This is a genomic window from Bradyrhizobium sp. SZCCHNS30572, assembly GCF_032484415.1.
GTDB lineage: Bacteria > Pseudomonadota > Alphaproteobacteria > Rhizobiales > Xanthobacteraceae > Bradyrhizobium.
In genome coordinates, this window is record NZ_JAUESY010000001.1 from 797,974 (window position 1) to 819,010 (window position 21,037).

Annotated in this window: 23 protein-coding genes, 1 tRNA gene and 1 pseudogene; 7 read left to right on the top strand and 18 right to left on the bottom strand. The window is 63.8% G+C overall.

Annotated features, from left to right (window positions below; all coding sequences use genetic code 11):
• Window positions 1-174 precede the first annotated feature (174 nt).
• From QX048_RS03600 to QX048_RS03625, 6 genes are all read right to left on the bottom strand, one after another.
• Window positions 175-681, bottom strand: coding sequence for a protein tyrosine phosphatase (locus QX048_RS03600; RefSeq protein ID WP_315754022.1), 507 nt, complete (start codon window positions 679-681; stop codon window positions 175-177).
• 101 nt (window positions 682-782) lie between these two features.
• Entirely contained in the window at window positions 783-1,007 is a 225-nt protein-coding gene (locus QX048_RS03605; protein WP_315717220.1) for a hypothetical protein, read from the bottom strand.
• Entirely contained in the window at window positions 1,004-1,243 is a 240-nt protein-coding gene (locus QX048_RS03610; RefSeq protein WP_315717219.1) for a hypothetical protein, read from the bottom strand. The genes QX048_RS03605 and QX048_RS03610 overlap by 4 nt, the downstream gene beginning before the upstream one ends.
• A 1-nt stretch (window position 1,244) precedes the next feature.
• Window positions 1,245-1,862, bottom strand: a complete 618-nt coding sequence (locus QX048_RS03615; protein ID WP_315717218.1) for an HD family hydrolase — start codon at window positions 1,860-1,862, stop codon at window positions 1,245-1,247.
• Complete coding sequence (locus tag QX048_RS03620) at window positions 1,859-2,488, bottom strand: DNA-3-methyladenine glycosylase I (RefSeq protein WP_316183776.1); 630 nt, start codon at window positions 2,486-2,488, stop codon at window positions 1,859-1,861. Before QX048_RS03620 ends, QX048_RS03615 begins: the two co-directional genes overlap by 4 nt.
• 9 nt (window positions 2,489-2,497) lie before the next feature.
• Window positions 2,498-3,382, bottom strand: a complete 885-nt coding sequence (locus tag QX048_RS03625) for a folate-binding protein (RefSeq protein WP_315826951.1) — start codon at window positions 3,380-3,382, stop codon at window positions 2,498-2,500.
• A 198-nt stretch (window positions 3,383-3,580) separates the two neighbouring features.
• On the opposite strand from QX048_RS03625, the gene QX048_RS03630 reads away from it, so the two are divergent.
• Window positions 3,581-4,915: a dihydroorotase gene (locus QX048_RS03630; RefSeq protein ID WP_316200721.1), complete on the top strand. Its 1,335-nt coding sequence runs from the start codon at window positions 3,581-3,583 to the stop codon at window positions 4,913-4,915.
• Window positions 4,916-5,048: 133 nt separating this feature from the next.
• Here the strand turns inward: QX048_RS03630 and QX048_RS03635 are convergent, their stop codons facing one another.
• The gene (locus QX048_RS03635) at window positions 5,049-5,570 is read right to left on the bottom strand and encodes a protein phosphatase CheZ (protein WP_316171375.1); all 522 of its coding nucleotides are present in this window, start codon (window positions 5,568-5,570) and stop codon (window positions 5,049-5,051) included.
• A gap of 737 nt (window positions 5,571-6,307) precedes the next feature.
• Between QX048_RS03635 and QX048_RS03640 the strand changes: the two genes are divergently transcribed.
• Window positions 6,308-6,751, top strand: a complete 444-nt coding sequence (locus tag QX048_RS03640; RefSeq protein WP_315754033.1) for a CBS domain-containing protein — start codon at window positions 6,308-6,310, stop codon at window positions 6,749-6,751.
• A gap of 215 nt (window positions 6,752-6,966) precedes the next feature.
• Window positions 6,967-7,128, top strand: a pseudogene (locus QX048_RS03645) (transporter); the annotation flags it as partial.
• A gap of 62 nt (window positions 7,129-7,190) precedes the next feature.
• Here the strand turns inward: QX048_RS03645 and QX048_RS03650 are convergent.
• Both QX048_RS03650 and QX048_RS03655 read right to left on the bottom strand, forming a co-directional pair.
• The gene (locus QX048_RS03650) at window positions 7,191-7,376 is read right to left on the bottom strand and encodes an Ig-like domain-containing protein (protein WP_315754035.1); all 186 of its coding nucleotides are present in this window, start codon (window positions 7,374-7,376) and stop codon (window positions 7,191-7,193) included.
• 436 nt (window positions 7,377-7,812) lie between these two features.
• Complete coding sequence (locus tag QX048_RS03655) at window positions 7,813-9,072, bottom strand: HlyD family secretion protein (protein WP_315754037.1); 1,260 nt, start codon at window positions 9,070-9,072, stop codon at window positions 7,813-7,815.
• 357 nt (window positions 9,073-9,429) lie between these two features.
• Between QX048_RS03655 and QX048_RS03665 the strand changes: the two genes are divergently transcribed.
• Window positions 9,430-10,959, top strand: coding sequence for a DUF1254 domain-containing protein (locus QX048_RS03665; protein ID WP_315826948.1), 1,530 nt, complete (start codon window positions 9,430-9,432; stop codon window positions 10,957-10,959).
• Window positions 10,960-11,181: 222 nt separating this feature from the next.
• Window positions 11,182-12,510: an IS1182 family transposase gene (locus tag QX048_RS03670; protein WP_316241290.1), complete on the top strand. Its 1,329-nt coding sequence runs from the start codon at window positions 11,182-11,184 to the stop codon at window positions 12,508-12,510.
• Window positions 12,511-12,645: 135 nt separating this feature from the next.
• On the opposite strand, the gene QX048_RS03675 is transcribed toward QX048_RS03670, so the two are convergent.
• The 5 genes from QX048_RS03675 to QX048_RS03695 form a co-directional block, all read right to left on the bottom strand.
• On the bottom strand, window positions 12,646-12,909 hold the full coding sequence (locus QX048_RS03675) for a hypothetical protein (protein ID WP_316171378.1): 264 nt from the start codon (window positions 12,907-12,909) through the stop codon (window positions 12,646-12,648).
• Window positions 12,910-14,311: 1,402 nt separating this feature from the next.
• Window positions 14,312-14,578: a hypothetical protein gene (locus tag QX048_RS03680; protein WP_315717207.1), complete on the bottom strand. Its 267-nt coding sequence runs from the start codon at window positions 14,576-14,578 to the stop codon at window positions 14,312-14,314.
• Window positions 14,579-14,746: 168 nt separating this feature from the next.
• Window positions 14,747-15,145, bottom strand: a complete 399-nt coding sequence (locus QX048_RS03685; RefSeq protein WP_315782189.1) for a TIGR02301 family protein — start codon at window positions 15,143-15,145, stop codon at window positions 14,747-14,749.
• Between the two features lie 31 nt (window positions 15,146-15,176).
• Window positions 15,177-15,596: an NUDIX hydrolase gene (locus tag QX048_RS03690; RefSeq protein ID WP_316171381.1), complete on the bottom strand. Its 420-nt coding sequence runs from the start codon at window positions 15,594-15,596 to the stop codon at window positions 15,177-15,179.
• A gap of 65 nt (window positions 15,597-15,661) precedes the next feature.
• On the bottom strand, window positions 15,662-16,183 hold the full coding sequence (locus tag QX048_RS03695; protein ID WP_315828341.1) for a hypothetical protein: 522 nt from the start codon (window positions 16,181-16,183) through the stop codon (window positions 15,662-15,664).
• Window positions 16,184-16,269: 86 nt separating this feature from the next.
• Between QX048_RS03695 and QX048_RS03700 the strand changes: the two genes are divergently transcribed.
• On the top strand, window positions 16,270-17,040 hold the full coding sequence (locus QX048_RS03700) for an SOS response-associated peptidase (protein WP_316171382.1): 771 nt from the start codon (window positions 16,270-16,272) through the stop codon (window positions 17,038-17,040).
• 160 nt (window positions 17,041-17,200) lie between these two features.
• Here the strand turns inward: QX048_RS03700 and QX048_RS03705 are convergent, their stop codons facing one another.
• Genes QX048_RS03705 through QX048_RS03720 form a run of 4 tightly spaced genes read right to left on the bottom strand, consistent with a single transcriptional unit; the run spans window position 17,201 to window position 20,707 of the window.
• Complete coding sequence (locus tag QX048_RS03705; protein WP_316171383.1) at window positions 17,201-17,782, bottom strand: NUDIX domain-containing protein; 582 nt, start codon at window positions 17,780-17,782, stop codon at window positions 17,201-17,203.
• Window positions 17,783-17,791: 9 nt separating this feature from the next.
• Window positions 17,792-18,247 carry a GNAT family acetyltransferase gene (locus QX048_RS03710; RefSeq protein ID WP_316171384.1) on the bottom strand — a complete coding sequence of 152 codons (456 nt, stop codon included), beginning with the start codon at window positions 18,245-18,247 and terminating at the stop codon, window positions 17,792-17,794.
• A gap of 15 nt (window positions 18,248-18,262) precedes the next feature.
• Window positions 18,263-19,690 (bottom strand): FAD-binding oxidoreductase, encoded by a 1,428-nt coding sequence (locus QX048_RS03715; protein WP_316201036.1) that lies wholly within the window; start codon window positions 19,688-19,690, stop codon window positions 18,263-18,265.
• Window positions 19,691-19,708: 18 nt separating this feature from the next.
• Window positions 19,709-20,707: an L-threonylcarbamoyladenylate synthase gene (locus QX048_RS03720; protein ID WP_316201035.1), complete on the bottom strand. Its 999-nt coding sequence runs from the start codon at window positions 20,705-20,707 to the stop codon at window positions 19,709-19,711.
• 229 nt (window positions 20,708-20,936) lie between these two features.
• On the opposite strand from QX048_RS03720, the gene QX048_RS03725 reads away from it, so the two are divergent.
• Window positions 20,937-21,013 (top strand) — tRNA-Pro (locus QX048_RS03725).
• The last annotated feature ends 24 nt before the right edge of the window (window positions 21,014-21,037 follow it).

Consider the following 21,037-nt stretch of genomic DNA (forward strand, 5'->3'; position numbering starts at 1 on the left):
GAAATCGATGCCGCCGGGAGGCGTCACGGGTGGAGGGAAGCTGCGAGCCCTTGCGGACCCCGGCGAATCGGCCAACCGCTCCGGCGTGCCGCACGATGGCCGTCGTTCCCTCTGTGTCAAACCGTGGAACATAAGTTCAAAGCGCACCGGTACGCGGCTACGCAGCGCCGCAACTCAGTCCAGATCAATCCGGAACGGCGCGCTGTCGACCATCATGGCGCCGGGCCCGATCGCGTCCAGCGCGCGCACCATGCGCCCCTGGCGGCCCAGTGCCCTGTCGGCCAGGCTGACGATCAGCCGGTTCGGCGAGGCGATCGGCGAGGCCTGGCGGATCGCCCAGGCGATATCGAGCTCGTCGCGATTGGGGTTGAGCGCGCAGGCCGCGGCGAAGGCGCTCGCGGTGGAGCGGCTGATGCCGGCATAGCAGTGGATCACCAGTGGCGCCGCACGATCCCAGCCGCGCACGAACTGCAGCACCTGGGCGACGTGATCCTCGCTCGGCGCCATGAAGCCAGGAAGCTGCTCGGTGATGTCGTCGACCGAGACCCGCAGATGGTTCTCGGGGCGGATCGTCTCCGGTCGCCGCACCTGCTCGACATTGGCCATGATGGTCAGCACGTGGCTGGCGCCGGTCAGGCGCACGGTCTCGGGCAGGGCGGCGAGTGAGCAGACGTGGATCATGGCGAGCCTTTGAACGCCCGATTATACGAATGGGGGCACAAGGGCAAAAGCGCGTTTTGGATGTCAGCCGTCGGGCTGGCGCATGTGTGCGCCGACGGCCCTCAGCGCGTGTTCTTGAGCTGCCGCAACTCCTGGCGGACCAGATGGGCCTTGCCCTCGATCTCCGCGTTGAGCCGCTCGAGATGATCGAGCACCCGCTCACGGTTCTGGGGGGCGATCTCGACCGGTTTCTCGGACCAGGGACGGCGCACGAACAGGGCCACGATGGCGACGGCCAAGGCGGTCAGGAGCGGAAAGCTCAGGGCAACGAACTGGTGCGTGGTCATCGAAGACCTCCCAGGATCCACTGACCGAGCAAATGTATGAGCACTCCGGTGATAATGCAAACGACCCCCGACCCGTAGATCAGGCCCGCGGGGGTGCTGGGCGGCAGCACCCCATAGACGAACTGGGCAAGCGGCACGAACGTCCCGGCAGTGACGATGGCCGTCGCCAGCGTGTTGACCCAGTTGGCGGCCAGCTTCAGCCGTTCGTTGCGGCGCTCGTCCGGCGTCAGCGGCATCTCAGCACGCCCCCAGCACCGCGTTGAAGCGGGTCAGGAACTGCTTCTCGGCCTTGGCCGCACTCCAGGGCGTCAGATAATCCGTCACGGTGGCGTCCGGCAGGCCGGGGTCGCGACCGAACAGCTTCTTCGCCTCGCTCTCCGAGAAGCCGGCCAGCCGGGTCGCCTCCAGAAAAGCGGCGCCGCGGTCGGCCGCCTTGATCTGGCGCTCGATCTCCGGAGCAATCTCCGCCGGCAGCCCGAAGCGGATGTGGATCGCCCCGAGCAGCCGCTTCTCGACTGATTTGTAGCCGTCGCCGAGCACTGCCTTGAACGGCGAGATCATGTCGCCGATGACGTATTCCGGTGCATCGTGCAGCAGCGCGGCGAGCCGCAGCTTCGCATCGATGTTCGGCTTGCGCGCGCGCATCACCGTCTCGACCAGCAGCGTGTGCTGCGCGACCGAGAAGATGTGCGCGCCGGTGGTCTGGCCATTCCAGCGCGCGACACGCGCGAGCCCATGGGCGATGTCGGCGATCTCGACATCGAGCGGCGAGGGATCGATGAGGTTGAGCCGCCGGCCGGACAGCATGCGCTGCCAGACGCGGTCGTGCCCGCTCGGGGCCTTGTCAGTCGTCATTTGGGAGGCTTGAGGCGCGGGGCGCGGCGCTTGCCGCTGCAGGTCTCGTGGCAGAAGCAGGTGACGAGATGGTCGTTGACCATGCCGGTCGCCTGCATGAAGGCGTAGACGATCGTGGGACCGACGAACTTGAAGCCGCGGGAGGCCAGCTCTTTCGAGATCTTGATCGACAGCGGCGTCGAGGCCGGCACGCTCGCGGTGGTCTTGAACTGATTGACCTTGGGCGCGCCGTCCATGAAGTCCCACAGCAGCTTGGAGAAGCCGGGACCCTTGTCCTGGATGTCGAGCCAGGATTTCGCGCTGAGAATCGTCCCTTCGATCTTGGCGCGGTTGCGCACGATGCCGGCATCGTTCATCAGCGCGTGGATCTTCTTGTCGGAATAGCGCGCAACCTTCTCCGGCTGGAAATCATCGAAGGCGCGGCGGAAATTGTCACGCTTGCGCAGGATCGTGATCCACGACAGCCCGGCCTGGAAGCCGTCGAGGATCAGCTTCTCGAACAGCGCGCGGTCGTCATATTCCGGCACGCCCCACTCGGTGTCGTGATAGGCGACATAGAGCGGATCGCTGCCCGGCCAGGGGCAGCGCGTCAGGCCATCGGGATGGACGACAGCAGCGCGACCCATGAGACCGGCTCAGGCGACCGTCTGTTTCGGCGCGCCCTGCAGCGCGTCGGGATCAGCGATGCGCAGAACGAGGCCGCCGGCGGTGAGCGGCGTTCCCGCCTCCAACGCCTCGGCGGCGCGGTCGATGCGCAGCAGCGCCATGCCCTTCTGCGCGGCGGCCGAGCCCATGGTGCCGACCGACTTGTCGCCGGCCAGAATCGGCGTGCCCGGCTCGGGACTCGGCCCGTCGAGCAGCACCTTCGCCGCGCGCGTGCGCGTGGTGCCGCGATGATGCATGCGGCTCACGACCTCCTGGCCGACATAGCAGCCCTTGCCGACGTCGACGCCGTGCAGCCGGTCCATGTTGGTCTCGTGCGGGAAGGCGTCGCCATACATGAAGTCGAGCCCGCCGCGCGGCACGCTGCAGTCGATACGATGCGCCTCATAGGCGTCGGAATCGACGATCTCGGCGCCGAGCCGTGCGGCGATCTCCGCGAGCGCCTCCTGCGGCGCAATGACGCGCGCGCCGAGGCGCTCATGACGCGGATCGACGAAGCTCGGCTCCGGCGTGGCGCCGATGGCGCCATCCCAGACCGCGATCACGCCGAGCTCTCCGGAGCGATTGCTGACCGCGACCTTGGCCCTGAGCTTGTAGAGGTTGAGCTTGTCGGTGAGCGCCTGCGCCAGCGCGCGCGGACAGTCGAGCAGCAAGCGCTCGCCGGCGTCCGTCGCCGGCACCTGCGCCACCAGGAAATCAACGATGATCTTGCCTTGCGGCGTCAGCAGCGCGCCGAACCGGGCCTCGCCAGGCGTGAGCTTGGTGACGTCGGTGGTGAAGAGACCGTTGAGGAACTTGCGTGCATCGTCGCCGCTGACCTGGACCACGCCCCGGTCGTCGAGAAACGTCGCCTTCATCCGAAAAACCTCTTGCGACAGGCCGCACTGAAACGTAAGCCGCCCTGGCATAAACCACAAGGCTGAAACGCCGCCGCGCGGTGGCTTCATTCTAAAGATCGAGACTCGCGTGCCACCGGAGGCCAGCAAATGGGCAGGCGCGCGGCATGATCGATCTGTCTTGGGGCGGTCAGGAGAATGAAATCCTATGAGGGCTTCATGAGCGCGCGCTTCGACGTCATTCTGAAATCCGGCACCGTGGTCAATCAGGACGGCGAGGGCGTCCGCGACATCGGCATGTCAGGCGGACGCATTGTCGAGATCGGCGATCTCGGCGCCGCCTCGGCCGCCGAGATCATCGACTGCAAGGGACTGCACGTGCTGCCCGGCGTGATCGACACCCAGGTGCATTTCCGCGAGCCTGGTCTCACTCACAAGGAGGACCTCGAAACCGGCTCGCGCAGCGCCGTGATAGGCGGCGTCACCGCCGTGTTCGAGATGCCCAACACCAATCCGCTGACGGTGACCGAGGAGGCGTTCACCGCCAAGGTCGCTGCCGGCCGCCATCGCATGCATTGCGACTTCGCCTTCTTCATCGGCGGCACCCGCGAGAACGTCGAGCAGCTCCCAGTGCTGGAGCGCGCCGAAGGCTGCGCCGGCGTGAAGGTGTTCGTCGGCTCCTCCACCGGCTCGCTGCTGGTCGAGGACGACGACAGCCTGCGCCGCATCTTCCAGGTGATCCGCCGCCGTGCCGCGTTCCACGCCGAGGACGAGTACCGCCTCAACGAGCGCAAGGACCTGCGCGTCGAGAACGATCCGCGCTCGCACCCGGTGTGGCGCGACGAGGAGGCGGCGCTGCGCGCCACGCAACGTCTCGTCACCCTCGCGCACGAGACCGGCAAGCGCATCCACGTGCTGCACATCTCCACCAAGGAGGAGATCGTGTATCTGCGCGACCACAAGGACGTCGCCACCGTCGAGGCGACGCCGCATCATCTCACCTTGGCGGCGCCGGAGTGCTACGAGCGGCTCGGCACCTACGCGCAGATGAATCCGCCGGTGCGATCAGTCGATCATCGCGACGTCATCTGGTGGGGCGTCCACCAGGGCATCGTCGACATCTTAGGCTCCGACCACGCGCCGCACACCGCGGAGGAAAAGTCCAAGACCTATCCGGCCTCGCCCTCCGGCATGACCGGCGTGCAGACGCTGGTGCCGATCATGCTCGACCACGTCAATGCCGGCCGGCTGTCGCTGCAACGTTTCGTCGACCTCACCAGCGCTGGCCCCGCCCGCATCTACAACATCGCCCGCAAGGGCCGCATCGCCGCCGGCTACGACGCCGACCTCACCATCGTGGACCTCAAGCGCAGCGAGACCATCACCAACGAATGGGTCGCCTCGAAAGCCGGCTGGACGCCCTATGATGGCCTGCGCGTCACCGGCTGGCCGGTCGGCACGTTCGTCCGCGGCCAGCGCGTGATGTGGCAGGGCGAGCTGCTGACGCCAGCGACCGGCGAGCCGGTGCGGTTCATGGAGACGCTGCGGCCGTAACGGCGCTGCGCGTTGGTTTGCTCCGTCATTGCGAGCGCAGCGACGCAATCCAGAGTCCTTAGCGCGGCCCTGGATTGCTTCGTCGCCCTGCTCCTCGCAATGACGCGGAGCGGGCATCACACCTCGCCGTCGTTCACGCGAACAGCTTGTCGATGTCGTCCTGGGAAATCGCCACGCCGGGCCGCTTCGGGCCCTCCAGCAAGTCTGGGACGCTCGAGGGGGCAGCAAGCTCGGTGGCCAGCCGCGCCAGCTCCTCTTTTCCCCAGATGCGGACGAGCTTGTTGATGTGGTCCTCCATGAACTGCAGCGACTTGACCACGCGCGTGATCCGCTGCCCTGTGAGGTCCTGAAACGCGCACGCCTCGAACACCTTGTTCGTGCTGTCGACGATCTCGTCGCAGACCGCTGCGGCCGTCGGGTCCTTGACTTTCTGCAACTTCGCGACGCTGGCGCAGATCGCCTCCATGCTTTCGAGGATCGCGTTCCCGGCCGTCTCCGTATTCTCGACGATCGCGTCGAGGGTGTCGGTCATCGTCGCGAAACTGCCCTTGCCGTCGCCTTGAAGAGCGGCGAGTTCGCGCCGCATGCTGCTGATCTGGCCGAACATCTCGACCAGGTACGTCTTCAGCAATCTCTCTTCTTCCGGCGCAATCATCAGAAATCCCCGAATTTTCCTTAACGTTTCCTTACCAATTCTTCACGCGGCAGTTGCAAACCCCGGCCTGCTCTTCTGTGAAGGCATTTCGGATTTCGCTTCGGCGGTGACCGGCTCGCGACGCGGCTATCGAGATTTCACGTCAGCTCGAAACGGTACTGTGGTCAGGTAGGTGAAGATCAGCGACCTATTTTTGCCCGTTTTCGTTAAGGGCGCATGTTCATTCACGTCAAAGCCTTCAAATTGCTTCGTGAAGAGTTTCCGAGCCGACGTGGCTGCCGGGGGAGGCCATTGGGCAGAGCTCGGTCTGCTGTCGGTTTCCGCGACGCGGGGACAGCGCTTGGAGCCTGGATGAGCGCGCGGGCGTCACGACAGGAGGCAGGCGGCGTCGGCCGGCCAAAATGAATGCGAATGTCCGCTGCCAGGGACGACGCGGACGTGGGGGAGGAATTCCAGTACGCCGCCTCTTGACCCAGAGCTCTCTACCTGACCGCCATCAGTCGACCGACTTGCGTTTTGCCGAGCAACATTCTTGCCGGCACCCGATGGTTCCGCTCTCGGGGACGACCTGATGTCTGCAATCCCAGGATTCGATAGGCCGCCTGTGACCCCGGTCATCGTTCGGTTCACGGCCAGGCGCACGGCATCGGCGCGCCGCTGACGAAGCCGGATATTTCGACTATCCTGCCATGTGGACCATCAAGGCGGGGCAGAACAGGGTCCAGGAGGGGACATCGATGAGCACAGTAAGAAGCGCGCTGGCGCAGAAGAGTGGCGCCGTGATCCATGTTCGTTCCGACGACATGGTCGTCGAAGCCTTGCGCCAGATGCGCGAGAACCGGGTCCGGTCGGTGCTCGTCATCGACGACGGCGCGCTGGTCGGCATCGTGACGCAGGGGGACTGCGCCATCAAAGTGCTGCTGCCCGGGCTCGACGCCAAGCAGACGCCGGTGGGCCAGGTGATGACGGGCAACCCGGTGACGGTCAAGCCGGACCACCGGCTGGACAGTTGCATGGCCATGATGTCTCAGCGTGGTTTTCGCCATCTGCCGGTGCTGGACGCGGGCAAGGTCGTGGGCGTGATCTCGATCGGAGACGTCGTCAAGAACATCATCCGGGATCTGGAGCACAACGTCGACGACCTGATGGGCTACATCATGAAGGACGGCCCCGGGGGCTGACGGACGAACGTGGTGCCGTCGCCCTCCGCCTATGTCTGCTTTTGTGAAGGGTTTCGGATGCCGGCCGCATGATTGACGGCGCGGCATATTCGGGCGGCCGGCGTCCGAAAGCCTCCAAGAGAGGAAACCGCGCATGGTGGGCAGGACTGGTGCGGCAGGCTCTATGGGGATTTGATGGACGGCAGGTGCGGCAGCACGTCTGCGAGGCTACCGCTACGCAGTACCAGAGCGGCATCGACTTCCATTTCGACTGGGGCGTATCGCAATTCCTGTCGAAGCAGGTCTTTGTCGGCTTCGTCGGCTACGCCTACCAGCAGACTACCGATGATTTCAGTCAGCCCGCCGTGCTCGGCGGTTTCCGTTCGCGCGTGCTCGGCTAAACAAAAGCGGCCCACTCCGGTTGGAAGTGGGCCTTTGTCTATCGGCGAAAAAGGAAGTCCTATTGAACCGTCGCGTTCATGGTGATCACCGACGTTCCGGAGGCAGTCGGTCCCTTGCCAGTTGCCGTCACGGCGAAGCTGTCGGGGCCCTTGTAGCCTGCTTTCGCCGTGTACTGGAATGTCGAAATATTTAGCTTCTTCAGGGTGCCGTGAGCCGGCTTCTGTGAAATGCTCGAGCTTTTCATCACGCCCGCTATCCGAATTGGAAACAGGCAGCTTCCACCAGAAGCGACGTTGAAGTAGCCGGTCGAATTGATACCCCAGTCCGATAAGCTTCCGGAAGCTGGACACTCCGAAGCTGCGCGTGCTGGCGAGAGTGACGCCGAGATGGGCGCGGCGGCAACGAGGGCTAAAAGAACTGCTGTCGAACATCGCATGAAAGCCTCCCTTGTTTTTGAGTAACAATAGGATCGCGCTCCCAGCGTTTCCAATATTGACCAGGATCAACATACACCGCCCACTTGGCTGAAATGCGTGCCAAGGTGTGACCCTTGGCGAAAATTCGCAACTCCTGTGGCACCCAAGACTGCTCAGACAGCTAGATGTCTGCTCCAAAGCGGTCATTAGACCGAGACTTGATTCCTCGTCGGAGCCGTCGGTGTATTTGAGCTACGCAGAGTCTCACAAGTATGCGAGGTACGAACTTATCCAGACGAGAATCGACGTGATCATTCCGATTGGGCCGGCGTTTGCGGCGATGGCCCATGCGCTGCCGGGCATCCCGAGGCGCAGCCGCGTCTTGTCAAAATTATCCGGCAACGAGATCGTCGCCGGGTAGCCCTGAGCGCCACCGATCGAACCGACGCGTGCTAATTGGCCGGAAACGGCGATCTGGCCCTGACCGATGCCGCGAGGGATTTCGAGTATTCGCGCCCCGAATATCTCGCCGGGATTATCGTCGAAGACCAGCTTTACGGTTGCTCCGGGCTTCACTGTTTGGAAGGCGTTCGGCTTGAACGTCGCGAGAATGGTGATGTCGTTGGTGAGGATGAATGACATCTCGGAACGCGTCTGCAATGCCCGAGCGCCAACCGCCAGTGCCAGGCTGCTGACGTAGCCGTCGCCCGTTGCCCGAATGGTGGTCTGATCCAGCTCCCACCGGGCGTTTTCGAGCTGAGCCTGGAGTTGTGCAACGTTGGTATTCTCGCCTCCGATCTCGGATTCCATTGCGAGCCGGGCGTTCTCTACTGCGGCTTCCGCTGCGAGCAATTGGTATTGCACGGTGTCGTACTGCACCTGCGTGTCCTGCAGACGAAACTCAGCCTGAGAGCCGGTTGCGACGAGCTTCCGAATGTCGGCCAACCTTTGGGTCTGGTAGACGAGCTGTTGCTTCAAGGCATCGGCGTTCGCCTTGGCTTGATCATAGCTGGCCTTGAGTTGTTTGACTTGCTGCTGCGCCTGAGCGAGCGAGGCCTCCAATTGGCTGACCTTGTATTTGTAAGGTGCCGGATCGATCTGGAACAAGATGGCGCCGGCCTTCACCGGGGCGTTGACTTGGACGGGGATGCTTACGACCTGGCCCGAGACGTTGGGTGTGACCTCGACCACCCTAGAGATCACGACAAAGCGGCCGGCGGGCGTGAGCGAGTTGAACAGGCCAAGGAAGACCATCAAGATGAAAGCGCCGATGACAACGGTGATGGTGCCGGCCCCCCATCCCCACTTCACAAGCTTCAGCTTCGAGAACAGGAGCCAGACCATGACGATGTAGAGTACCATCACGAGGACCATGGCGCTTCGCTCCTTCGTATGCCGCGAGACAGCCGAAAATTGAGCCGGCCGCATTACGGCGGTTTGCCAAGGACGATTCGGCTTCTCGCAAACAGCATCTGCAACATTCTCATCCAAATTATTCTGAGTTGGCCTGTTGATCTGGATCAACGCGAAGATCGTTTCTAATGAAACTATTCGTCTTTGGCGGAGGAGGCGAAAATGAAGCTCTCAATCGCAATAGCGACTACGCTGCTGATAACCGGGTTCGTAGCCGCGAGCACTGAGAAAGCCAGCGCTGTGGTGTACTGCACATACGTTGGCTATCCAGCCAATTGCGTCGTACGGCCGGGCGTAGTTCTGAGGCCGCGACCCGTTGCACGACAGGCGGTGGTGGGTGCTGGGACGGTAAATCGCGGTGGCCCGGTCAATCGCGCTGGCAGACGTTGATTGGTCATTCTGCGAGCTGCGAGATTTGTAGCCCTGCACGAAGTCCCGATAATCATGGGACTTACGAAGAGATGCTTTATGAATTCAACATCTGACAAGAAGGGCCGTATCATGAAATTAGCGGCATCAGTAGTTTCTGCGTTGTCTCTTGTGGCGCTCTCGGCAATTCCGCTCAACGCTCAGCAATACAAAATGCAAACGCCGATACCGCCGGGCGTTGCAATCCCGGACAAGGTGGAGACCCGCCTTGGGACGCTGAACTTCTTCGACGGTTTTCCCGACGATGCGACCGTGGAAAAGCTCTACGACAATCTGGATTTCCAACACGCCGTCCAGGCCTACATGTTGGCGCTGGCTCCAGTGAACCAGTTGGCAAATCGGAAGGGCATCGCGGAACTGGGTCCGTTCAATCTAACGGTGCCGATCTTCGAGGATAGGATGGACTCGAAGTCGCTTTTTCTCACGCCGAACAACAACACGCCGTACACTTGGTTTTGGCTCGACCTGCGTGACGGGCCTCTGGTGCTCGAAGTGCCACCCAATGTGCTCGGCCTCATCAACGACATGTGGTATAATTTTGTCACTGATGTTGGACTCGTCGGTCCGGACAAGGGTCAGGGCGGCAAGTACCTGATCTTGCCGCCCGGCTACAACGGCGAGGTGCCGACCGGCTTCTTTGTCGTGAAGCCGGCGACGTTCAGCGTCTGGGTTCCGTGGCGCTCGTTCTTGGTCAATGGCGATCCGAAGCCCGGCGTCGACGCGGTCGAAGAGCACACGAAAATCTATCACCTGAAAGATGCTGCGAATCCGCCGAAACTCAATTTCGTGCATGTTTCCGGCAAAGCATTTAGCACGCTGGCTCCGGGAGATTATCCCTTCTGGGAGTATCTGAATCAGGTTGTGCAGGAGGAGCCGACCGATACAGTCGACCCGGTCACACTCGGCCTCTACGCATCGGTCGGCATCCGCAAGGGTAAGCCCTTCGCGCCCGATACACGGATGAAAAAAATTCTGACCGAAGCCGCCTTGGTAGGTGACGCCACCGCGCGTGCAATCAATGGCCGGTTGCGGATCAAGGAGAGCTACTATTATCCCAACAGCGCATGGCGCACGGGTTTCTTCGGCGGCTACAAGTTCGAGGAAAACGGCGCGCGCATCCTCGATGCCTACTCCGCATTCTTCTTCTACGCGACCGGCGTGACGCCGGCGATGGATTCCAAGTCGGTTGGCGAGGGATCGCAGTACATGGCCGCGTTCGTCGACAGCCAAAACAAGCCATTCGACGGCGGAAAGAACTACAAGCTGCACTTGCCGCCCAATATTCCAGTCAAGCAGTTCTGGTCGGTCATCCTCTACGACAATCAGACCCGCTCCATGCTGCAGACCGACCAGCGTTGGCCAGCCGCAACCAGCCAGAACCCGAAACTCATGGTCAACGCGGACGGGTCAGTGGACGTCTATTTCGGGCCCAAGGCTCCGGCTGGGAAGGAGAACAACTGGGTGCAGACCATCCCCGGCAAAGGATGGAACACGCTCCTGCGCCTCTACGGCCCGCTTCAGCCGTGGTTCGACAAAACTTGGCGTCCCGGCGAGATTGAGCCGATATAGCAAGAAGGAGGTCCGAGCTTCGACGCGCCTCTTCATTTCCGCTCCTGGCCCCATCTCGGACCTTCCGATCGGCCCTGGCCGACGTCGGCTGCTGGGGCTCAACCGGAAGTAAGCACTCGCGGGAGCGGAGGGCTGCTTTTGATCGATTTCGTTGAAAAAGTCAGCAGTTGCGACGCAGAGATATCGGTGATTCAGTCTGTCTAGTGGGCAGGACTGAAGGTCATGATGGGGCATCGGCAAGTCGAACAGGCTGCGTTGTTCTATGAGTTCTCGCTGGAAAGGCACATCCCAGCCGACCACCTCGTGCGGTCGATCGATAGGTTCGTCGACCTTGAGGACTTACGGCGGGAGCTGGCGCCGTTCTACAGCAACATCGGGCGGCCCTCGATCGATCCGGAGCTGATGATCAGGATGCTCTTGATCGGCTATTGCTTCGGCATCCGATCGGAACGGCGCCTCTGCGATGAAGTCCATCTCAATCTGGCATACCGCTGGTTTTGCCGGCTGGGTCTAGATGGAGGCGTCCCCGATCACTCGACGTTCTCGAAGAACAGGCACGGCCGCTTCCGTGAGAGCGATCTCTTCCGTCGCGTGTTCGAGACCGTCTTGCGCCGCTGCATCCGGGAGCGCCTGATCGGCGGCGAAGGGTTCGCAGTCGACGCGAGCCTGATCAAGGCGGATGCCAATCGGCAGAAGGGAATCGAAGGCGATAAGAGGCTTCCGCCGGAGGCTGCGGGTCGAGCGATCGACGAGTATCTTGCCGTTCTTGATGATGCCGCGTTCGGTGCCGCGACGGAGGTCACGCCCAAGTTTGTATCGCCCTCCGACCCGGCGGCGCGCTGGACGGGAGCGCACGGCGGCCAAGCCTTCTTCGCCTACTCGACGAACTATCTGGTCGACGTCGAGAATGCGATCATCGTCGATGTCGAAGAAGTATTGGCCGCCAAGCGCATGATTGAGCGTTCAATCGAAAGGTTCGATCTTTATCCAAGCCGGCTTCTCGGCGACAGCGCCTATGGCTCCGCTGAGATGCTCGGGTGGCTGGTCTACGAGCACGGGATCGAGCCGCACGTGACCGTCTTCGACAAGTCGGCCCGCACCGACGGGACCTTCTCGCGTGAGGCCTTCACCTACGACCATACCAGGGACGTCTATCGCTGTCCCGCTGGCAAACCCCTCACCACTACAGGGACGCTGGTGAACAACGACACGACGGTCCTCTACCGTGCGAGCAAGCGCGATTGTCAAGCATGCTCTCTAAGAAGCAGGTGTTGCCCCAACACCCCGGCTCGAAAAGTGCCGCGCTCGATCTACGAGGGCGCTCGCGACATGGCACGCGAGATCGCAAGCTCATGGGAAGGCCGCACTTCACGCCGGCTCCGCAAGAAGATTGAGATGCTGTTCGCGCATCTCAAGCGCATCCTCAAGCTAGATCGGCTGCGACTAAGAGGGCCGAACGGCGCACGCGACGAGTTCACCCTCGCTGCAGCCGCTCAGAACCTTCGTAAGATGGCCAAGCTGATCCCGATGCCCGCGCTGACGCCCGCGTGAACCACAACGCGCCAATTCGTCCTCGAAACAGATGGCGTTCACGACGAAACTACTGCCGACTTTTTCAACGGAATCGATCCCTAGCGGAAGTCAGCCTCATGTTGAGCCATTTCCTGCAGTCGTCGCCAGCCGGCTTCAGGTCGCGCAACAGCGCGGCAAATCCTGCAAAAATTGCAACCTTGTGACTCGCTGCTCGCCCGCCTCAGATGGGTCCAAGACGTCCACGATCAGAACCGAATCTCCATCTGGCTCGACGAAAACCTCGAAGCGGTTGAACTCGAAGCGCAATTGAGATGCCGAGGGTTCGGCCATTGCGCTCGTCAAAAGCGCCTTCACGCTAGGCGTGCATTCATAGGCCAGAAACTGTTCAAGGAGACTAGGCCACGTTTCATCGTGCATAGCGCGGTCCATCAGTTAAGACCCGTTCACATAACACTCCGCACTTTCGATGTCTCCTGCTGGGCCCATAACGGATCTGGTCGCCGGCTCGCGTGAGGGTCTGCTTCTGATGCTCAACCGGAAGCAGGGGCCCGGGAACAGCGCTCCGACTCGGCTGTATTTTGCTGTCTTCTTAGGGTTGAGGAAACCGGTTCGCGCTATTCGCCTGTGACCTTCAAGACGGTAAGGTTGGCCCCAAGGATAATGTCCGGCGTACTTCATCGCGTTTATGATCGTGGTCGTCTTGACTGCCGTGGTGTCGCTTCGCCGATCCATGACTCTATCACGGAACGCTCGGGGGGCTGGCCCGGCCCAGCGGCTGGCAGCGCGGCGGCGGGCGCTTTGGCCTGTATTCTGCGCGGCAATTTTTGAGCTTGGGTTGATTGGACTCAGTCATGTTCAAGACAACCAGGAACTTGGTCCCTCCGCGACGATCCATCTCATGGCGCTTCCGGCCGCTTTTATCGGCGGCTGGTTTCTTGGCGTCATCGGCGGAATGGATTGGGACTGAAGCGCCGCAAGAAATGCAAAGCAAAAAGCCCGTCGGGCGAATCAGTCGCGCGATCTTGTCTGCAACGCCGTCGTTCGCGCTCGCCGCAACTACACGAAACACCTGTGCCGAAACGGCAATTTCGCGTATTGTCTCAACGTGATCGCGCCCGTAGCCTCTTCCGGGCAAAAGATTTCACTTTCGTTTTTCCAGAATATGTGTCTATCCTCCACCCATCCCGCCTCAAGGAGAGGGGCGTACGCGCGGTCGTCACGAGACGCGAGGCGGGAAGGCGGTGGACGCGTCGGGTTGCAGCGTGGCTTTGGCTGCGCGGACGAACAATCCCGATGCGGACGTGAAGTCGCGTGGTCCTGGCCTCCCGATGCCGAGGTCAAGCCTGAGCGTGATGCGAGAGCATCGGCGCAGGCGATGGGGGCAATCAAGCCGGTCCCCAGGGAGAGCGCGAAAGAAGCGTTAAAACCATCGCGCAGGGAAGGCTGGGCTCATCCGGCTGCACCTGTGGTTCCTGCCCCGTGCACTTTTGTTCGCACGGGGGCCATGGGCGTCAGCCGACGCCCAGCCTTCCCTGCGCCCTCGATTGAATGAGGGCCGAACGTCGGTCATCGCTCGGACGCATCGCGCCGCGAGGACGATGAGGCGTGTCTCGATGCTGTTTGAGATGTGAAGACGGATCTCGGCCCCGATGGGCGCTCTTCGTTTTGGCTCCGTCATTGCGCTCGCAATGACGCGGAGCTTGTCGACGTAGTTGTCGTAGCCTGGATGAGCGCAGCGATTTCCGGGGGCAACGAGGCTGCGGATGAGACCCCGGATGTCGCTGCGCGCATCCGGGCTACGCGCGAGGAGCGGGAGAACCTACTGCGTCGCGCGCGACAGCGAGAACTCGCCGTTGCGGACGCGCTCCGGCAGGCCTTCGACGAAGGTCGCCACCGCGTCCTCGCCATAGGTGGTGACGAGTTCGGCCAGCGCCGCGAACAGGCTGGCCTGCGCCAGGCAGTCGCCGTCGACGCCGTCATGGCGCGCTTCCGCCCAGGCTTCGTTGAGGTAGCTGAGCGCGGCCTGCTTCTGCTCGTGGTCGGGCAGGACGGCGGGGAGGGCGCTGAAAGTGACGGGAAAGCTCATTGAATTCAGTCTGGCGGGGCCGCGAGGCGCGTTGAATTCCGAACGCGGACGCGCCGGACCAGTGAGGTTTACCACGCAGGCGGCGGACGCCTAGGCCAGTTCTTTAGGAAAGGTTAACAAGGTTAACGCAAACGTGGATAACGCCCGCGCGCCGTCAACCATGGGCCATCAGTTGGCGTAGCGCGCCGTGAGGTCGCGCGAGATCTTCGAGCCCTCGTCGATGTAGCGGCGGATCGCCACCATCGCCGCCGGCGTGCAGGTCCGGTAGGTCTGCTGAAAGCCGTTATAGCCGCGGTTGAAGCCGGCGATCATCCGGGCGCGGCGTTCGCCCGACGGCGTCTCGGCATCGATCAGAGCCTGCATCTGGTTGCGCCATTTGGCGCCTTCATTGCTGCCGCAGATGCCGCGGAGGTAATGCAGGGTTCCAAGGATCTCGGCCAGCCGCTGCAGATCGCCATCGAACGGCGCGGCCGCATCCTGCGCGCGCGCGGGCACAATGGCGCAGGCGGCAACGAGCATGAGGGCGGCCAGGAGGCGCTTGGGGATCATGGGGAACACCGACGTCATATGCCTTTGCCCCGTGGCGGACGCAAGGCGCCTACACCAGGGTCCGTGCGGCGGCGATGATCTCCGGCAGCCCATCGGTCAGCGTCAGGCCCTCCAGCGCATCGGGGCGGCGCCACTGAAAATCGTCCAGTTCCGGGTCGAGCCGGGGCTCTCCGGCCCGCCAGCGCGCCGCAAAGGGAAGGATCACGTAGTGGCCGCCGCCGCCCTGGGCCGGCAGCACCTCGCGCCAGCCGGCCAGCCCGACAATTGTGATCGAGAGCGCCGTTTCCTCCATGACCTCGCGCGCGAGAGCCTCGTGCAGGGTCTCGCCGAGCTCCACCCGGCCGCCGGGCAGCGTGTAGACGCCCTTGGCAGGGGAACGCGCCCGGCGCACCAGCAGGAGCTTGCCGTCGCGGAAGATGGCGGCGCTGACGGCGAGTTGGGGGTGGCGGGGCGGCGTCGAGGCGGTCATGCCAATGGCTCCAGGCGTGGTCTGCGCCGTAGCGTGAAGACGACCGGGCCGGTAGCCCGTGCTGCTCAGAAGCTTGCCATGATGGCATCGACGGTGTCGACTTCGTCGACCGGGTCAGGGTCGACCTCGATGTCGCCATTGATGATGCCGCCGGCCTGCGTCACCAGCGGCTTGACCCACGCCGCAGCCTGCTCGGCGAGCTTGGCCTTGGTGGCGTCCTGCTTGGCAGCGCGCATCGCGCTGCCGACCGCGAGCAGGATGTCGGTCATGGTCTTCGTGAGATGATCGAACTTGTCGCGAATCGCCGGGTCGGCCTGCTCATAGGCCTCGATGACGAGATCGCGGGCCTTGAAATTGGTGTGCGTGAAATGTTCTGGATAGGTCAGCGGCGACCACGCCAGAAAATCCTCGGCGCATTCCGGAATATCGGGAATCATTTCGAGCAGCATCACGGCTTCGTTGAAATGATTCAGATAGTCGGTGGCGAGCCCGGTGCGCGGATTGATGTTGGCGGCGCGCAGCATCGCGGCCCGCGCCGGGTCAATGGCGCTGCCCGCCGGTCGTTGGGTCGTGCGATCGGTAGGCACGGAATGGGTCGCCGCTGCGGTCATCCGCTGCAGTGTTGGCAACCCAAGTTAAAAGGTGCTGAACACACGACGATTTGAGTGAGATTATGTGTGGACGCTTCGTGATCACTTCACCACCCGCGGCTCTCCGGCAGATTTTCGGCTACGAGGAACAGCCGAACTTTCCGCCGCGGCACAATATTGCTCCGACCCAGCCGATTCCCGTAGTTCTTCTGGATCAGGACATCAGGCATTTTCGGCTCATGCGCTGGGGATTCATTCCGGCCTGGGTCAAGGATCCCCGTAATTTCACGCTGCTGATCAATGCGCGTTCGGAGACCGTACGCGAGAAGCCGGCGTTCAAGAATGCGATCCGGCGGCGCCGCGTGCTGGTGCCCGCTGATGGATATTACGAGTGGCAGGTGATCGATGGTCGCAAGCGGCCGTTCTTCATCCACCGCAGTGACGGCGCGCCGCTCGGCTTCGCGGCCCTCGCCGAGACCTGGTGCGGGCCGAACGGCGAGGAGGTCGATACGGTGGCGATCGTCACCGCAGCTGCGAGCCGCGATCTCGCCACGCTGCATCATCGTGTTCCCGTGACGATCAGGCCGGATGATTTCGCGCTGTGGCTCGATTGCCGTTCCGATGATCCTGAGGAGGCCATGAGGCTGCTGGTCGCGCCTCGCGAGGGCGAGTTCGCGTGGTACGAGGTGTCCACGCGCGTCAACACGGTGGCCAACGACGACGAGCAGCTGCTGCTGCCGATGACCGCGGAGCTGCGCGCCGCCGAGGACGCGCAGCGCAAGCCGGCGAAGAAGGTTGCATCCCGCAAAGTTTCGCCCGCGCCTGCGGATGACGGGCAGGGGAGTTTGTTCTGAGGCGGGATATCTCGACAGAGAAGATCGTCATCCCCCGCGAAAGCGGGATCCAGTGCGCCGGGGCCTCTCGTGCCGAAACGGCTGCTGGTGGAATACTGGGTCCCCCGCCTTCGCGAAGGACGACAGAGGAGCAAGACCCGCGACCGAGCGTTGGCCGCGCTCAGGCAAAGATCCTCAGCGCGGCGTGCTGCAGCAGCATGATGGTCTTGGCGTCCTGGATGCGGCCGTCGGCGATCATCGCGAGCGCGTCGTCGATCGAGAGTTCCAGCACCTCGATCTCCTCGCCCTCATGTGCGAGCCCGCCGCCGGCGCCGACGCGCATGTGAGGCTCGTATTCGGCGGCGAAGAAATGGATCTTCTCGGTGACGACGCCCGGGCTCATGAACGCCTCGAACACGAACTTGACGTCGTGCAGCCGGAACCCGGTCTCCTCCTCGGCTTCGAGCCGGATGCGCTCCTCCGGCGAGGCGTCGTCGAGCAGGCCGGCCGCCGCCTCGATCAGCAGATCGTCATGGCCGTTGACGAACGCGGGATAGCGGAACTGCTTGACCAGGATGACGCTGCGCTGGGCGAGGTTGTAGGGCAGGATCGCCGCCGCGTTGCCGCGGTCGAACACGTCGCGGCTCTGCATCTGCCACGTGCCGTCGTCGCGCCGCCACTCGAACTTCGTCGAGGTCAGCGTCCCGTAATGGTCGGAGAGCACGCGCGTCTCGTGGACGCGGATGCGGTCGGAGATGCTCATCGCTCGCCTCTATTTCATGCCGGGCGTCGGCGGGCGCCCGTCGAGCCATTTCGAGAACACGACGCTGTCCTGCACGGCATAGTCGAGCGCCTGGTAGAATTCCTGCACCTTGGTGTTGTCGCCGCGCACCATCAGCATCAGCTTGGCGATGCCGCGCGCCCGCAGCCAGTCTTCGGCGGCGGCCATGATGCCGCGGCCATGGTCGCGGCCGCGATGCTCGGGATCGACGCTGACATAGTAGACCCAGCCGCGATGGCCGTCATGGCCGACCATCGCCGACGCCGCGATCGCGGCGCCGCTGCGGCCGACCAGCACGGTGGAGCTGTCGCCACGGCGGGCGAGCGCGATGTCGGCGGCCGGATCGTTCCAGGGCCGCGTCAGGCCGCAGCGCTGCCACAGCGCGATGATGGCGGGCACGTCGGCGTCGGTGATGTCGGAGATGGCGAGAGCAGGGGCACTGTCCATGGGAGCGTCGAAAGCCTAGAGCACCTTGCCGGGATTCATGATCCCGAGCGGATCGAATTGCGCCTTGATCGCGCGCATCAGCGCGATGGCGGTCTTGTCCTTCACGTCGGGCAGCTCGTCGCGCTTGAGCACGCCGATGCCGTGCTCGGCCGAGATCGACCCGCCCATGCGCAGCACGATCTCGAACACGACCGCGTTGACCTCGTGCCAGCGCGCGAGATAGTCGGCGGTGTTGGCGCCGATCGGCTGGCTGACGTTGTAGTGGATGTTGCCGTCGCCGAGATGGCCGAACGGCACCGGACGCGCGCCGGGCATCAGCTTCACCACGGCGGCATTGGCCTCGGCAATGAAGGCGGGCACTGCGGCGACCGGCACCGAGATGTCGTGCTTGATCGAGCCGCCCTCCGGCTTCTGCGCCGCAGAGATGTCCTCGCGCAGTTTCCAGAACGCCATGCGCTGGGCGAGGCTGTCGGCGATCGTGGCGTCGTCGACGATGCCGTCTTCGAGGCCCTGCTCCAGGATGGTCTCGAGCGTGGCGCGGGCATCGTCGCGCGACGACGACAGCTCCATCAGCACGAACCAGGGATGCTGGCCCGCGAGCGGCGCGCGGTTGCCGGCGGCGTGGCGGATCGAGAAATCGAGCGCGATCGCGGCGATCAGCTCGAAGCTCGTGAGATTGCCGGCCGCCTCGCGCTGCGCGATCGCCAGCAGCTTGAGCGCGTCCTCCGGCGACTTGAGGCCGACGAAGGCGGTCTCGATCGCGCGCGGTTTCGGGAACAGCTTCAGGCTCGCCGCGGTGATGATGCCGAGCGTGCCCTCGGCGCCGATGAACAGGTTGCGCAGGTCGTAGCCGGTGTTGTCTTTCTTGAGCTTGGACAGCGCATTGAGCACCCGCCCGTCGGCCAGCACCACCTCGACCCCCAACGCCATCTCACGCGCCACGCCATAGGCGAGCGCGGCGGTGCCGCCGGCGTTGGTCGAGAGATTGCCGCCGATGGTGCAAGTGCCCTCGGCGCCGAGCGACAGCGGAAACAGGCGGTCGACCTCGGCGGCCTTCTGCTGCGCCACCTGCAGCACGACGCCGGCCTCGGCGATCATCGTGTTGGAAGCGGTGTCGACGTCGCGGATCTTGTCCATGCGCCTGAGCGACACCACCACCTCGCCATTGTGCGGCGTCTGGCCGCCGACGAGGCCGGTGTTGCCGCCCTGCGGCACCAGCGCGATGCGATGCTGGCTGGCAAGCTTGCAGATTGCGGCGACCTCGGCCGTCGAGCCTGGGCGCAGCACCAGCGGCGAGCGGCCGTGGAACAGGTTGCGCTCCTCGGTGACGTAAGGCGCGACGTCGGTCTCCGCGGTCAGCGCCTGGCGCTCGCCGACGATGGCGGCGAATTGCGCGATCAAATCGGGCGGCAGCGGCGGCAGGGCAGGCGGGCTAATGTTCATCGTTGGTCGCTTCCAGTGTTATCTCGGCGCGGCGGCGCGGCGCAGCCGGTCGTTGATGGCCTCGCCCAGTCCGTCGTTCGGGATTGGCATCACCGCGATGCTGTGCGCTCCCTTGGCATCGAGGCTGCGAAGATAGCCGAAAAGATGCGTCGCCGCCTCTGCCGGATCGCCAGAGGGCGACAGGTTCAGGATCGCGGCGGCCTCGTGGGCTCCGGGCAAGGTGGTGGGTCCGAAGGCGAGCAGCGCCTCGCCGGGCGCGACCTTGCTGGCGTCGAGGCGCACGCGGGCGCGCGGGGCATAGTGGGAGGCCAGCATGCCCGGTGCCAGAGGCTGCTCGGACGTCCCGGTCTCTGCGGCGGGCCGCGCCAGCACATGGCCGAGCACGGCCTCGATCGCCTCGCTCGGAACTCCGCCCGGGCGCAGCAGCGTCGGCGCATCGAAGCAGCCGACGATGGTCGATTCGACGCCGACCTCGACCGGCCCGCCGTCCAGGATGAGGTCGATTCGCCCGGTGAGATCGGCCGCGACATGCGCCGCCGTGGTCGGCGACACGTGGCCGGAGATGTTGGCGGAGGGCGCCACGACGGCGCCGCCGAACGCCATGAGCAGAGCTTGTGCGGTCGGATGCGCCGGCACGCGGATCGCCACCGTATCGAGGCCGGCGGTGGCGAGGTCGGCGACGGGACAGCCGTCGCTCTGCGGCACCACGAGGGTCAGCGGTCCCGGCCAGAACGCAGCGGCCAGACGCTCGGCGGTGGCATTGAAGCGGCCGATACGCTGCGCCGCTGCGATATCGGCGACATGGGCGATCAACGGATTGAAGGCGGGCCGGCCCTTGGCCTGATAGAGGCGTGCGATGGCCGCGGCATTGGCCGCATCGGCGCCGAGGCCGTAGACGGTCTCGGTCGGGAACGCGACCAGTCCGCCGCGCGCGAACGTCGCCGCGGCTTGCGCGATTCCAGCTGCGTCGGCGGGCAGGATCCTGGTCTCGATCGCTTGCATGTCTGGGGCGGGCATCGATGGTACGGGACGGCGGTGGCTTCCGCGCTCGGCTATAGCGGGCGCGGACGTCCGAATGAAGCGCGCAAATCGCCTGTCGCCTTGCGCTCGCGCCATGGCCGCCGGACAAAGCCCCACGGCCTCAAGCGGTTAACCGCTCCGCCGACGATCGACGATTTCGATGCGATTTCCTGCCTTGTGTCCTTGCGAAGACGGAAACCCGACGCTATAAGCCGGCTTCCCAAGTCGGAGCGTGGCTCAGCCCGGTAGAGCACTGCGTTCGGGACGCAGGGGTCGCAGGTTCGAATCCTGCCGCTCCGACCAAAAATCCCCTGCAATTACGGCATC